Origin of the sequence: Pseudomonas sp. Sample_16 (assembly GCF_004307665.1) — a bacterium.
Lineage (GTDB): Bacteria > Pseudomonadota > Gammaproteobacteria > Pseudomonadales > Pseudomonadaceae > Aquipseudomonas.
The window spans coordinates 1-13,665 of sequence record NZ_RCOB01000066.1 but is presented as its reverse complement, the minus strand read 5'-3'; the positions used below and the strand labels follow the sequence as shown (position 1 = coordinate 13,665).

Annotated in this window: 10 protein-coding genes and 1 pseudogene; 9 read left to right on the top strand and 2 right to left on the bottom strand. The window is 60.4% G+C overall.

The window, feature by feature from the left end; translation table 11 throughout:
• Positions 1–55: 55 nt before the first annotated feature.
• From D8U69_RS09210 to D8U69_RS09195, 4 genes are all read left to right on the top strand, one after another.
• Entirely contained in the window at positions 56–3,271 is a 3,216-nt protein-coding gene (locus D8U69_RS09210) for a DUF2339 domain-containing protein (RefSeq protein WP_130907172.1), read from the top strand.
• Complete coding sequence (locus tag D8U69_RS09205; protein WP_130907171.1) at positions 3,268–4,632, top strand: DUF3999 domain-containing protein; 1,365 nt, start codon at positions 3,268–3,270, stop codon at positions 4,630–4,632. The genes D8U69_RS09210 and D8U69_RS09205 overlap by 4 nt, the downstream gene beginning before the upstream one ends.
• A 214-nt stretch (positions 4,633–4,846) precedes the next feature.
• Positions 4,847–5,857 (top strand): class 1 fructose-bisphosphatase, encoded by a 1,011-nt coding sequence (locus D8U69_RS09200; protein ID WP_015093094.1) that lies wholly within the window; start codon positions 4,847–4,849, stop codon positions 5,855–5,857.
• A gap of 3 nt (positions 5,858–5,860) precedes the next feature.
• Positions 5,861–6,463: a DUF924 family protein gene (locus D8U69_RS09195; protein WP_130907170.1), complete on the top strand. Its 603-nt coding sequence runs from the start codon at positions 5,861–5,863 to the stop codon at positions 6,461–6,463.
• A gap of 133 nt (positions 6,464–6,596) precedes the next feature.
• Here the strand turns inward: D8U69_RS09195 and D8U69_RS09190 are convergent, their stop codons facing one another.
• On the bottom strand, positions 6,597–8,489 hold the full coding sequence (locus D8U69_RS09190) for a methyl-accepting chemotaxis protein (RefSeq protein ID WP_206663065.1): 1,893 nt from the start codon (positions 8,487–8,489) through the stop codon (positions 6,597–6,599).
• Positions 8,490–8,768: 279 nt separating this feature from the next.
• Here D8U69_RS09190 and D8U69_RS09185 point away from each other — a divergent pair, with 279 nt between their 5' ends.
• Together D8U69_RS09185 and D8U69_RS09180 are read left to right on the top strand one after the other, a co-directional pair.
• Positions 8,769–9,023 (top strand): hypothetical protein, encoded by a 255-nt coding sequence (locus D8U69_RS09185; RefSeq protein ID WP_056725770.1) that lies wholly within the window; start codon positions 8,769–8,771, stop codon positions 9,021–9,023.
• A gap of 31 nt (positions 9,024–9,054) precedes the next feature.
• Positions 9,055–9,624 carry a lipocalin family protein gene (locus tag D8U69_RS09180; RefSeq protein ID WP_056852223.1) on the top strand — a complete coding sequence of 190 codons (570 nt, stop codon included), beginning with the start codon at positions 9,055–9,057 and terminating at the stop codon, positions 9,622–9,624.
• Positions 9,625–9,676: 52 nt separating this feature from the next.
• Here the strand turns inward: D8U69_RS09180 and D8U69_RS09175 are convergent, their stop codons facing one another.
• Positions 9,677–11,041 carry a formimidoylglutamate deiminase gene (locus D8U69_RS09175; protein WP_130907168.1) on the bottom strand — a complete coding sequence of 455 codons (1,365 nt, stop codon included), beginning with the start codon at positions 11,039–11,041 and terminating at the stop codon, positions 9,677–9,679.
• A 146-nt stretch (positions 11,042–11,187) separates the two neighbouring features.
• On the opposite strand from D8U69_RS09175, the gene hutC reads away from it, so the two are divergent.
• The 3 genes and pseudogenes from hutC to D8U69_RS09155 all read left to right on the top strand — a co-directional run.
• Positions 11,188–11,898, top strand: coding sequence for a histidine utilization repressor (gene hutC / locus D8U69_RS09170; protein ID WP_162135916.1), 711 nt, complete (start codon positions 11,188–11,190; stop codon positions 11,896–11,898).
• Positions 11,895–12,464: a HutD family protein gene (locus D8U69_RS09165; RefSeq protein ID WP_130907167.1), complete on the top strand. Its 570-nt coding sequence runs from the start codon at positions 11,895–11,897 to the stop codon at positions 12,462–12,464. The genes hutC and D8U69_RS09165 overlap by 4 nt, the downstream gene beginning before the upstream one ends.
• A 578-nt stretch (positions 12,465–13,042) precedes the next feature.
• Positions 13,043–13,665 (top strand): annotated as a pseudogene (locus D8U69_RS09155) (urocanate hydratase); the annotation flags it as partial.

The window sequence follows — 13,665 nt, the reverse complement described above, 5'->3', positions numbered from 1 at the left end:
ATCTTTTGGCCGTGGCTACGCTAATCTTTCTGGATTGCGCTCAAGGATATCGACCATGCAATGGATGTTGACGCTGATTGGCCTGGTGCTGGGCTGGATACTCGACGAGTCGTTCAGCGATGCACTGCTGGGCGCGCTGCTTGGCTTGGCAATCGGCCAGGCGATTCGAGTTGGCCGTCTGGCTTCGCAGGCCGACTCGCAACGCCTTTTGTTGGAGCAGGCTCAAGTTGCGTTGCATGCCGTCGAGCAACGGCTGGCGGTGTTGGAGGTGTCTGGCGCCAAAGCCCCCGAAGTCACTGCGCCTGTCATCAGCGAAACCGACCCCATCCCCGGCACAGCGGCTTCGCATCCCCCTGTTGAGCTGGTCTGGGAGCTTCCGCCCGAACTCGAACCCCTCAGCACCGCGGCCGCCACCGTAAACCATCCCGCACCATCATTTGATGCCTGGAAACCTGCGCCGGACGTTCGCGATTCGCAACAACCGGCCCCACCTCGCGGCCCCAATTTCATCGAACGCGCTATCAATGGCGCTCGAGCATGGCTGTTCGGTGGCAACACCGTACTGCGAGTGGGCGTGGTGCTGTTGTTTCTCGGTCTGGCGTTCCTGCTGCGCTACGCAACTGAAGGCATGGTGGTGCCGATCGAGCTGCGTTATGCCGGTGTCGCGGCGGCGGCATTGGGGCTGCTTGGCCTTGGATGGTGGCTGCGGCGTCGTAACAACAATTATGCGTTGATGTTGCAAGGCGCCGGGGTTGCGGTGCTGTATCTGACGGTGTTTGCAGCGATGCGATTGCATCCGCTGCTCGACCCTTCGGCGGCGTTCGGGCTGCTGGTGGCGGTCACCGTGTTTTCGGCGATTCTGGCCATCACCCAGGACTCCTTGGGGCTGGCCTGTGCGGCGGCATTGGGCGGTTTTGCCGCGCCGATCCTGGCGTCTACCGGTAGCGGTAGCCACGTCGCGTTGTTCAGCTATTTTGCCTTGCTCAATGCCGGCATCCTGGCCATCGCCTGGTTCAAGGCCTGGCGAACGCTGAACGTGATCGGCTTTGTCGGCACTTTCGGCATTGGTTTCGCCTGGGGTGCGCGCACCTACACGCCGGAACTGTTGTGGAGCACCGAGCCGTTTCTGATTCTGTTCTTCCTGATGTACCTGGCCATCGGTCTGCTGTTCGCCCGCCGCAAGTTACTCGAGCTCGGCGACGCGCCCGAGGGCGGTGGCCGTGAGGCTCTACTGCAGTGGTCGGCACGCAAGGGCGACTATGTCGACGGTACCTTGCTATTCGGTCCGCCGCTGGTGGGCTTCGGCTTGCAGTTCGCCTTGGTGCAACACTTGGAATTCGCCGCCGCGTTCAGTGCCTTGGCGCTGGGCATCATCTACATGGGCCTGGCCCGTCTGCTGTTTGGCGGCCGAACGTTGCTGCTGGCAGAAACCTGTCTTGCCCTGGGTGTGATTTTCACCAGCCTGGCGATTCCACTGGGGCTAGATGCGCGCTGGACAACAGCAGCATGGGCCGTAGAGGGCGCCGGGATTTTCTGGCTGGGTCTGCGTCAGCAACGACCGTTGGCCCGAGCATTCGCCTTACTGCTGCAATTGGGCTCGGCACTGACGTTTCTCAGCGAGCTGGGCGCGGGTGAGAATAGTCTGCTTGAAGGTGCGCCCTTGGGCGCGCTGTTGCTTGGCGTCGCGCTGTTGTTCAGTTTCTACTCATTGCATAAAGCACTGCCCGGGCAGACTTCACCGTGGGAACGCAAAGGCGTACCGCTGTTGGCCTGTCTTGGCCTGTCGTTCATCTATCTGCTGGCGCCGCTGTTTTTCTTCGCCGAAGGCACGACGATCAGTTGGGCGCTGGCCGGGTTGATCACGTTGTTTGTCGGCCTGCGTCTGCCGTCGCGCACGTTTGTGTTCACCGCCATGGCCGTTCAGTGGCTTGGGGGCATGTTGTTCCTGGTCGCCGCGCCCTCGTTCTATGAAGACTTGCGCCCCATGGCCCACGGTGGATTCTGGACGCCGCTGCTACTCGGCCTGACAGGGCTGGTCGGGGCCTGGCGCTTGCAAACCGGCAACGCCGTCACGGTGTTTGACGGGCTGACTCTGCAACGTTTGTCTCAGGCGTCGCTGATTTGGGGCGCGGGTTGGTGGTCGCTGGCATGGGTCAGCGAGGTGCTGCGGTTTGCCCCGCTTGAACTTCAAGTGACGTTGCTGCTGGCGGTCGCACTATTGAGCGCAACGTTGTGGGCTGTGTTGGCCTTGCGTCTGAATTGGACGTCACTGGGTTTGCTTTGCACGTTGCTGATCCCGGCTGCCGGTGTGGTTTTGCTCGCCGCGTGGCATTCGCGTTATCACCCGGCGGCCAATTTGGGGTGGCTGGCGTGGACGGCATTGTTCGTTGTGCATTTCATTTCGCTGCGTCGCCTGGCTCCGATGCTGGCAGCGCGGGTGCTCAGTGTCGCCCATGTGCTCGGTTGCTGGCTGCTGATCGGCGTACTGGCCCTGGAATTGCGTTACGGACTTTTGCTGCTGTCCGAGCAGTACAACGCCTGGCGCTGGTTGGGTTGGGCGATTCTGCCAAGCCTGTATCTGGTGCTGGTGGCCGCGCCCCGACAGTGGCCGTGGCCGATGTCGGACCATGCGCGCGAATACCGTGTGTATGCCGCCGCGCCCTTGGCCTTGTTGATGCTCGGCTGGTTCTGGTTGGCCAACGCTGTCAGTGACGGCATGGCTGAGCCGCTGCCCTACGTACCGCTGATCAATCCGCTGGAGCTGGGTTTGTTGTTTGCGCTGTTCGGCGTTTACGTCTGGTCACGCAACGCGCTGACGCAACTGCAGTTCAACAAGGACTACGTCGCCCGCGCCACACAGCTGATCGCTGGCGTCTCGTTGTTCGTGTTCTTTACTGCACTGGTGATGCGTGCGGCACACCATTGGGGCGGGGTGCCGTTCCAGCTCGATGCGTTGCTTGAATCCATGCGGGTGCAGGCCGGTCTGTCGATCATTTGGACGATGATCGCTCTGAGTCTGATGATCGGCGGCCATTTGCGGCATCGCCGTGAAGTCTGGCTGATCGGCGCGGCGCTGATCGGCGTGGTTGTGGCGAAACTGTTCTTTGTCGAATTGAGTAACCGTGGCGGGCTGGCGCGGATCGTGTCGTTTATTGGCGTTGGCGTGTTGCTGCTGGTGGTGGGCTACTTTGCCCCGTTGCCGCCCAAGCGTGCCGAGGCTGCGGAGGATGCCGAGAAACCGGCCCCGCAAACTGGAGGAGTGTCGTCTTGAGTCAGAAGCTGAACCTGTGCTGGTTGGGCGTGGTAGCCATGGGGATGGCGCTCTCGGCTGGCGCCCAGGAAAAACTCGCAGACTTCACCACACAAGTGCCGTTGTCCGTCAGCGGTGAGGGGCCGTGGTATCGACTTGAGCTGCCCTTGATCGTGCAACTGAATGCCCGGCAAACCGACCTGAGCGATGTGCGCGTGTTCAATGCCAATGGCGAACCACAGGCCTACGCGCTGGCGCGGGCCACCCCGCAAGCTGAAGACGGCCGCACGCTGACCGACGTCAAATGGTTCCCGCTGTACAACTCGGTAGACGCCACCGAGCATGCGCCGAGCGTGCGCGTGCAATCGACTGCCAACGGCGCGTTGGTCGAAGTGCAGCCCTCCACTCAGTTGGAGGCGGGCGAGGAAGCGTTGCGCGGCTGGCTGCTCGACGCCAGTGCCATCAAGGCGCCGTTGCAGCAGTTGGTTCTTGACTGGACCAGCGAGCGCGATGGCTTCCAGCGTTTTACCATCGAGGCCAGTGACGATTTGCAGCATTGGCAGTCATGGGGAGAAGGGCAGGTCGCGCGGCTGACTTTTGCCGATGAGCGAGTCGAGCAACACGAAGTCGCTCTGCCCGGGCAGTCGGCGCGCTACTTGCGATTGCTGTGGGAGGCACCGCAATTGGCGCCGACCCTGACGTCGGCGCAACTGCAAAGCAGCCGCAGTCTGCCGTTGCCGTTGGTCTGGTCGCAAGCGTTGGCCGGCAGCAGCGTGAAGGCCGGCGAGTACACCTGGCAATTGCCGATGAGCGTCAGCGTCGAGCGAGTGCAGGTCGAACTGAGCCAGGCCAACAGTCTGGCGCCGGTCACGTTGTCCGGTCGTCGCGATGGTAGCCTGCCGTGGCAACCTCTGAGCAACGGTCTGCTTTATCGCCTGACCCAGGGCAGTCAGGATGTGGTTCAGGATCAGTTGCAATTGTCGGGGCAGACCGTGCAGCAATTGAAGCTGACCGTGGACGAGCGCGGCGGTGGATTGGGGGCGCAGGTGCCGGTAATAAAGTTCGCCGTGCGGGCGACGCACCTGGTCTTTCTGGCGCGAGGGCCGGGGCCTTATACGCTGGCGCTGGGCAACTCGACGGTGAAGGCGGCAAACCTGCCATTGTCGACCCTGATACCGGACTTCAACGCGGCGAAACTGGCGACATTGGGCAAGGCTGCGGTGGATGCCGGGGTTGTGGTTACGCCTTCGGCTACGCCAGGGCCGGCAGTGGTGGGCACCGACTGGAAGAAATTCGGCCTGTGGGCGGTGCTGTTGCTCAGCGTATTGTTCCTGGCGGCGATGGCGTTCAGCCTGTTGCGCAAACCACCGGTCAAGCCCTGAAACCGGTTGCTTGGCACCCGATCGCGAGCAGGCGGGCTCCTGCATGAATATCGAAATTGGCGCCCGTCGACGCCTCATATCTGAGCCGTTTCCTACTACGCTAAACCCGGAGCATGAACTCTCTTCAGCCGATCACGTCTGATAGGAGGAAATGCGCCCCGACTCGCGTTAAACTGCGCGGGTTTTTAGCCCCCCCATTCCTCCGGAGCCTTCCATGTCCCGCGTTACCTTGAGTCGCTATTTGATTGAGCAGACCCGTAGCAACAACACTCCTGCCGATCTGCGCTTCCTGATCGAAGTGGTGGCGCGTGCTTGCAAGGAAATCAACCACGCCGTGTCCAAAGGCGCCCTCGGCGGCGTTCTGGGCAGCATGGGCACTGAAAACGTCCAGGGCGAAGTGCAGAAAAAGCTCGACGTGATCTCCAACGAGATCCTGCTCGAGGCCAATGAATGGGGCGGTCACCTGGCCGGCATGGCGTCCGAAGAAATGGATAACGCCTACCAGATCCCGGGCAAATACCCGAAAGGCGCCTACCTGCTGGTATTCGACCCGCTGGACGGCTCTTCGAACATCGACATCAACGCCCCGGTCGGCACGATCTTCTCGGTACTGCGTTGCCCGAACGAATACCTGAGCCAGAACGAACCCCTGAACGAAAAAGCCTTCCTGCAGCCAGGTACCCAGCAAGTGGCCGCCGGTTACGCGATCTACGGTCCCCAGACCATGCTGATCCTGACCCTGGGCGACGGCGTCAAAGGCTTCACCCTGGACCGTGAAATGGGCAGCTTCGTACTGACTCACGAAAACATCACCATTCCGGAAGCCACCCAGGAATTTGCCATCAACGCCTCCAACCAGCGTCACTGGGAAGCACCGGTGCAGCGCTACGTCGGCGAATTGCTGGCAGGCGATGAAGGCCCGCTGAAAAAGAACTACAACATGCGCTGGGTCGCCGCGATGGTGGCCGACGTGCATCGCATCCTGACCCGTGGCGGTCTGTTCATGTACCCGCGTGACAGCCGCGAGCCGTCGAAGCCGGGCAAGCTGCGCCTGATGTACGAAGCCAACCCGATGTCGTTCCTCGTGGAACAAGCGGGTGGCGCCTCCACCGATGGTCACCAGCGCATCCTCGACATTCAGCCGGAAGGCCTGCACCAGCGCGTAGCGGTGTTCCTCGGTTCGAAAGAAGAAGTGGCCCGCGTCACGGCTTACCACAAGGAGTAAATCATGACTGCGCCCTGGCAGCCGTTGCTCGAATGGTGGTTCGGAACGTCTGAATCAGCCAAGCAAGTGGCGGCACAGAAGGGCAAGTTGTGGTTCGGCAAGCGTGACAGCCAGGACCTCGAAGCGCGCGAGCGTTTCGGGGACTGGGTCGAGCAGGCATTGACCGGTGGATTGACCGAGTGGACGCAACGTCCCGAAGGTTGGCTGGCCCTGGTGCTGTTGCTCGATCAACTGCCGCGAATGATCTTTCGCGATTCTCCCAAAGCGTTTTCCGGCGATTCCCGGGCACAGCAACTCGTTGCCCAAGGCATTGCGGCGGACTTCGATCGGCAATTGCCGCCGATCCAGCGGGTGTTCATCTATCTGGTGTTCGAGCACAGCGAAAACCTCGCGGTGCAGAACGAAGGTGTCTCGCGGTACATCGAGTTGGTGGCGCAACAGCCGGAAAGTGACCAGGCGCTGTTTGCCGATTACCTGGACTACGCCCAGAAGCATCAGAAAGTGATCGCGCAGTTTGGGCGGTTTCCGCATCGCAATGCGGTGTTGGGAAGGGAGTCTACGCCTGAGGAGTTGGCGTTTCTCTCCAGACCGGGTTCACGATTCTAGTATTTCGTTAGTGCTGAGGCTGCCATCGCTGGCAAGCCAGCTCCCACAGGGTTTTGCGTCGTACACAAAAATTGTGTCCGCTGCAAAACATTGTGGGAGCTGGCTTGCCAGCGAAAGGGCCGGTGTGGGCACCTTAGATCCTGAAACTCCCCACCAACTGCTTCAACCGTGCCGCCTGCTGCTCAAGATCGGCACACGCGCGCAAGGTCGCCTGCAGGTTCTCTACACCTTCCTGGTTCAGTGTGTTGATCTCGGTGATGTCGACGTTGATCGATTCCACCACAGCCGTTTGCTCTTCGGTCGCCGTGGCGACGGACTGGTTCATGCCGTCGATTTCGCCGATGCGCTGGGTCACGCTACCCAGCCGCTCACCGGCCTGGTTGGCGATGCCGACGCTGCTTTCGCTCTGGCGCTGACTGTCGGTCATGATGCCCACGGCCGCGCGGGCGCCGACTTGCAGTTCTTCGATCATGGTCTGCACTTGCTGCGCGGAATCCTGGGTGCGATGGGCCAGGTTGCGCACTTCGTCGGCGACCACTGCGAAACCGCGCCCGGCCTCACCGGCCCGCGCTGCTTCGATGGCCGCGTTAAGCGCCAGCAGGTTGGTTTGCTGGGAGATGCTGGTGATCACTTCCAGAATCTGTCCGATGTTCACCGTATTGCTGTTGAGCGTCTCGATGTTGCCGCACGAATCGCTGATCTTCGCCGAGAGCTGCTGCATCGCCGCAATGGTTTTATCCACCACTTGCTGGCCGTCTTCGGCCAGGCTGCGCGCATCGCTCGAATGCTGCGAGGCGAGGGCGGCGTTCTGGGCGATTTCCTGGGCGGCGGCGCCAAGCTGATTGATCGCCGCGGCCACGCTGCTGGTGCGCGAGGCTTGCTGGTCGGAGTTGTACATCGACGAATTGGAAGCTGCGACAACGCGCAGGGCGACTTCGTTGACCTGACCGGTGGCCGAGGACACTTCGATGATCGAGGTGTGAATGCGCTCGACGAAGCGGTTGAACGACAGCCCCAGCGCACCGAATTCGTCGTGGCCATGAATGGTCAGGCGTTTGGTCAAGTCACCTTCGCCTTCGGCGATGTCGTGCATGGCGCGGCCCATGGTCAGCAGCGGTTGCATCAGCAGGCTGATCAGCATGCCCAGCAATGCAATGATGATCACCACCGCAATCACCATGGCAATGATGGCCGAGGTGCGGAATTCGCTAAGCATCGAGAACGCGGTGTCCTGGTCGAGCACCAGTGCCACGTACCAATCGGCCGACGGCACCCCGTTGACGTGAGTAAACGAGATGAACTGGCGCTTGCCATCGATCTCGACCTCTTTCATGCCGGGGCTGACCTTTGGCGCACCGTTGGGGTAAGCCTCGGTCAGGTTCTTGAGTACCAGCTTGCTGTCCGGGTGGATCAGGATCTTGCCGTCAGCGCCGACGATGAAGGCATGTCCGTGACCGCCGAAGTTCAGCGAGTTGATGATCTCACTGACGCTGGACAGGTCGATATCGGCGCCGGCCACGCCGATCATCTGGCCTTGGCGCTGTACCGGCGTTGCAACGGTAATCACCAGTTTGCCGGACGAAGCGGCGATGTACGGTTCGGTGACGATGGTCTGTTGCGCACTGTTGGCAGCCTTGTACCAGCCACGGGCCCGTGGGTCGTAATCAGCTGCGCGGTTGCCTGCCGGAACCGAGAACATCACACCGTCGGCACCACCGAAGTAACTCAGCTGGAAATTACCAGTGTAGGCGGGCAGGTCGATGATGCGTTTCAGGCTGGCCGGGGCATTGCCATCGGCAGTGACTTGCTGGGCCATCGATTGCAGCAACTGCATGCGGCTTTCCAGCCAGGTCTGGATGTTGCTGGTGGTCAGGCTGCCGAGTTCCTGCATCGATGCTTCGGTGCTGCTGCGCAAGGTCTGCCGTTGGCGATAGTCGTTGAACAGGATGAAACAAGCGAATGCGACGGCCACCACGAGGGCGGCAGCCAACAAGATCTTGTGGCTGAACTTCATGTTTCGGGTCATTGGATGAGCTACCGCAGGGAATCTGGTCAACAAAGGAGGGGCAATGGCCACAGGCGTGGCTTTGCGTTGCATTTGTGTCGACTGGGCGGCGCCAAAGATTAGGCGAATGTGCGCAAAACCGACGAAATACTCGATCGCCATGCAAAGTGGCTGATTTGCCGGGTAGAGGCAGACGAGCGGCCCAACAAATAGCCGGTCGCTCAGGGAACCAGATTAGGGTTTTCTCTTCTAAGGTTCAGTTTGGCAGTCATGCCATTCCCCACCGCCTCTGGAGTTCACATGTCGCTGCGATCCATCGCCCTGCTTTCGTTCTGCGTGTTGTTGGCTGCGTGCAGCAAAGTCAATCAGGAAAACTACTCGAAGCTCTCGGCCGGCATGGCCAAGGCCGAAGTTGAAACCCTGTTGGGCAAACCCGCCGATTGCTCCGGCGCACTCGGCATGTCCAGTTGCACATGGGGCGACAAGAACAGCTTTATCAGCGTGCAATTCGCCGGTGACAAAGTGTTGATGTTTTCCGGCCAAGGCCTGAAGTAAACCGGGGCGAAGTGCCCACGGGAGAAAAACAATGAAGCGGTTATTGATGATGCTTTTTGCCGGCCTGGTATTGGCCGGTTGTGCCACTTCTGGCCAGGATCCGTTGGCGCCCAAGACAGCCAACAGCGTCAACCTCAAGCGTTACCAGGGCACCTGGTACGAGTTGGCCCGTCTGCCGATGTATTTCCAGCGCGATTGCGCGCAATCCGAAGCCCATTACACGCTGTTGCCCGATGGCAACGTCGCGGTGCTGAACCGCTGCCTGACGGCGCAGTGGCAATGGGAAGAGGTCAAGGGCACGGCTTATCCACAGGTGCCGGGTAAAACCGACAAGTTGTGGGTCGAGTTCGATACCTGGTTTTCGAGGCTGATTCCGGGTGTGGCGAAGGGCGAATACTGGGTGCTGTATGTCAGCGATGACTACAAGACAGCCATTGTCGGTGACCCAAGCCGTCGCTATTTGTGGCTCCTGTCACGCACACCGACCGTGAACGGTGTGGTGCGTGAAGAACTGCTGAGCAAGGCACGCCAGCAGGGCTACGACACCACGCGACTGATCTGGCGAGCGTCGGATACGCAGATGGCCAAGACCTCGAACTGATCACTGCGCTACTGATCATTCCCACGCAGAGCGTGGGAATGATCAGCGGGGGTTAACCCAACAAATCGCGCAGGACTTGGGTGAATGCCCGGTTGCTTTCCTCTTCGCCCGCATGCCGCCCGTCACGCACAACCCACTGGCCATTGACCAGCACATCCCGCACCTGCCGATCGCCACCGGCAAACAACCAGCGATTCAAGATCCCGTCGCCACTGGCCGTTGCCAGATACGGGTCGTTGCCGTCCAGCACCAGCCAATCCGCACGCTTGCCCACCTCCAGCACACCAATCGGTTGACCCAGCGCCTGCGCGCCGCCATCGAGCGCCGCGTCGAACAGCGTGCGCCCGACCATCGGTTGCTTGGCGCCATACAAGCGGTTGCGCCGCTGGTCGCGCAGACGTTGGCCATATTCCAGCCAACGCAATTCCTCCACCACGCTCAGCGATACATGACTGTCGGAACCGATACCCATGCGGCCGCCCTGGGCGAGGAAGTCCACTGCCGGGAAGATCCCGTCGCCCAGGTTGGCCTCGGTGGTCAGGCACAGACCGGCAATGGCCCGGCTCTTGGCCATCGACGAGACTTCTTCGGGATTGACGTGGGTGGCGTGAACCAGGCACCAGCGCTGATCGACGTCGACATGCTCATAAAGCCATTGCACCGGACGTCGACCGCTCCAGCTCAGGCAATCGTCGACTTCCTTCTGTTGTTCGGCGATGTGGATGTGCACCGGGCAGTGCTGGTCGCTGGCCGCCAGCACTTCGCTGATCTGCTGTGGCGTGACCGCACGTAGCGAGTGGAAGCACAAACCGAGTGTCTGCGCCTTTTGCTGCGCCAATATGGGCTGCAATCGCGACTGCAGCTTGAGGTAGTTTTCAGTGCTGTTGATGAAACGGCGCTGACCTTCATTGGGTGTCTGACCGCCGAAACCAGCATGGCTGTAGAGCACCGGCAGCAGGGTCAAACCAATTCCCGCCGAACTGGCCGCCTGGCTGATGCGCTGGGCCAGCTCGGCAGGGTCGGCATAAGGCTGGCCACTGGTGTCGTGGTGTACGTAATGAAATTCCGCCACCGATGTGTAGCCGGCCTTGAGCATCTCGATGTACAGCTGACGGGCGATGACCCCGAGTTGCTCCGGGCTGATTTTTCCGACGAGGCGGTACATCAAGTCGCGCCAGGTCCAGAAACTGTCGTTCGGATTACCCGCCACTTCCGCCAGCCCGGCCATGGCCCGCTGGAAGGCGTGAGAGTGCAGATTCGGCATGCCGGGCAGCAGCGGACCGCTCAACCGTTCGGCGTCATCTGCATGGGAATTGGCCTGGATATGGGTCAATACGCCGTCGGCGCTGACCTCAAGACGTACATTGTTGGCCCATCCACTAGGCAGCAGCGCGCGTTCGGCAAAGAAGGCGGACATGGTTCAGCACCCCATCGTGTGTTATTTGTATATACATATACAGACGTTTGCCTGCCCGGTAAACTCCGGCAAGCTAGCGATATTCACTAAACGACCAAGGATTAACCGTGCCGACTCCGCCTCCAGTCTCTCCGTTGGCCGCGAACATGGGCGACAGTCCGGCGCCCTTGTACGCCCGCGTCAAACAAATGATCACCCAGCAAATCGACAGTGGAAACTGGCCGCCGCACTATCGCGTGCCGTCGGAAAGCGAGCTGGTCAGCCAGCTGGGTTTCAGCCGCATGACCATCAATCGCGCCTTGCGCGAGATGACCGCCGACGGTCTGCTGGTGCGTATGCAAGGCGTGGGTACGTTCGTCGCCGAACCTAAAAGCCAGTCCGCGCTGTTTGAAGTGCACAACATCGCCGACGAAATCGCCTCTCGCGGTCATCGCCACACCTGCAAGGTCATCACGCTTGAAGAAGAGGCTGCCGGTTCCGAGCGCGCCCTGGCCTTGGACATGCGTGAAGGGCAGAAGGTGTTCCACTCGCTGATCGTGCATTTCGAAAACGATATTCCGGTGCAAATCGAAGACCGTTTCGTCAACGCACTGGTGGCTCCGGATTACCTCAAGCAGGACTTCACCCTGCAAACGCCATACGCCTATTTGAACCAGGTCGCGCCGCTGACCGAAGGCGAGCACGTGGTCGAGGCGATCCTGGCCGAGCCGTCCGAATGCAAATTGTTGCAGATTGAAAAGGGCGAGCCGTGCCTGCTGATCCGTCGCCGCACCTGGTCCGGGCGTCAGCCGGTGACTGCTGCCCGTTTGATCCACCCCGGTTCCCGTCATCGTCTGGAAGGTCGGTTCCATAAATGAGCAGTCTGAAAGTTTTACGCGCCAAAGATTACCCGCGCATGCCGTGGAAAAACGGCGGCGGCAGCACCGAAGAAATTACCCGTGATGCCGGCACCGGTCTGGACGGGTTTGGCTGGCGCCTGTCGATTGCCGACATTGGCGAGTCAGGCGGGTTTTCCACCTTCGCCGGTTATGAGCGAATCATCACCGTGTTGCAGGGTGACGGCATGACCTTATCGGTTGACGGTCAGCACACGCGGTCGTTGTTACCGCTGGACCCGTTTGCCTTCAGCGGAGAGAGCAAGGTTTCCTGCACATTGCTCGGTGGGCCGATTCGCGATTTCAACCTGATCTACGCACCGCAGCGTTATGGCGCACGGTTGCAGTGGTTGAGTGGTGAGCAGCGGTTTTTCAGCGAGGCGGGCACGGTGTTGGTGTTCAGCATCAGCGAAGCACTGGAAGTGAAGGTCGGTGACAGCGCTTCGCAACTGGATCGGCATGATTGCCTGCAACTGGACGGTAACACCGGCCTGCTGGAAATCTCCGTCAACGGCCCATGCTGCGTGATCGAACTGACCACACGCTGATTCCCCGGCCAATGAGCCTCTCTGTGGCGAGGGAGCTTGCTCCCGCTTGGCTGCGTAGCAGTCGTCAATTCAACTAGTCGGGTACATCTGACCGATCTCGATTGAATGGTTACTGATCGTTCCCATGCTCTGCGTGGGAACGCATCCCGTGACGCTCCGCGTCACAGTCGCAAGAAGCGGACGCGGAGCGTCCGTGACGGCGTTACCACGCAGAGCGTGGGAACGATCATCTGATTCGAAACTGCGCACCAACTTGTTACCTAACGCCCCAGCGTGGCGCAAAACCACGCTCAAGTAACAAGCCCTCTCTCCTGCCACAAAGCCCTGCGAAAAATTTCATCTTCCTCAGACCCCTTGATCTACAGGCTTTCCAGGCCGATTCAGGATTTTTCTTGAACACACATCCAGCAAGTTGGCCGCTTGATTGCATATGCTTGTATGTACAAGTAAAGACGTATGCGTATGAGTCACGGAGACTCAACCGTCGTCCACTGATTCGCCGGTGTGCACTGATGCTCATCGGCTTGCTCGCCCACTGCCTGGGTTGGTTTTGGATTGATTGCTGAGGAGTTCTGTTCGTGACTAAATTTCGTGACGTTGAAATCCGCGCTGCCCGCGGTAACACGCTGACCGCCAAGAGCTGGCTGACCGAAGCGCCGCTGCGCATGCTGATGAACAACCTCGACCCGGAAGTCGCCGAGAACCCGAAAGAACTGGTGGTTTACGGTGGCATCGGTCGTGCGGCACGTAACTGGGAATGCTACGACAAGATCGTCGAAAGCCTGACCAATCTGAATGACGACGAGACCCTGCTGGTGCAATCCGGCAAGCCGGTCGGCGTGTTCAAGACTCACGCCAATGCCCCGCGCGTGCTGATCGCCAACTCCAACCTCGTACCGCACTGGGCGAGCTGGGAACACTTCAACGAACTCGACGCCAAAGGCCTGGCCATGTATGGCCAGATGACCGCCGGCAGCTGGATTTACATCGGCAGCCAGGGCATCGTTCAGGGCACATACGAAACCTTCGTCGAAGCCGGTCGCCAACACTACAACGATGATCTGAAAGGCAAGTGGGTACTGACCGCTGGCCTGGGTGGCATGGGGGGCGCCCAGCCTCTGGCTGCAACCCTGGCCGGTGCTTGCTCGCTGAACATCGAATGCCAGCAGGTCAGCATCGATTTCCGCCTGAAAAGCCGTTA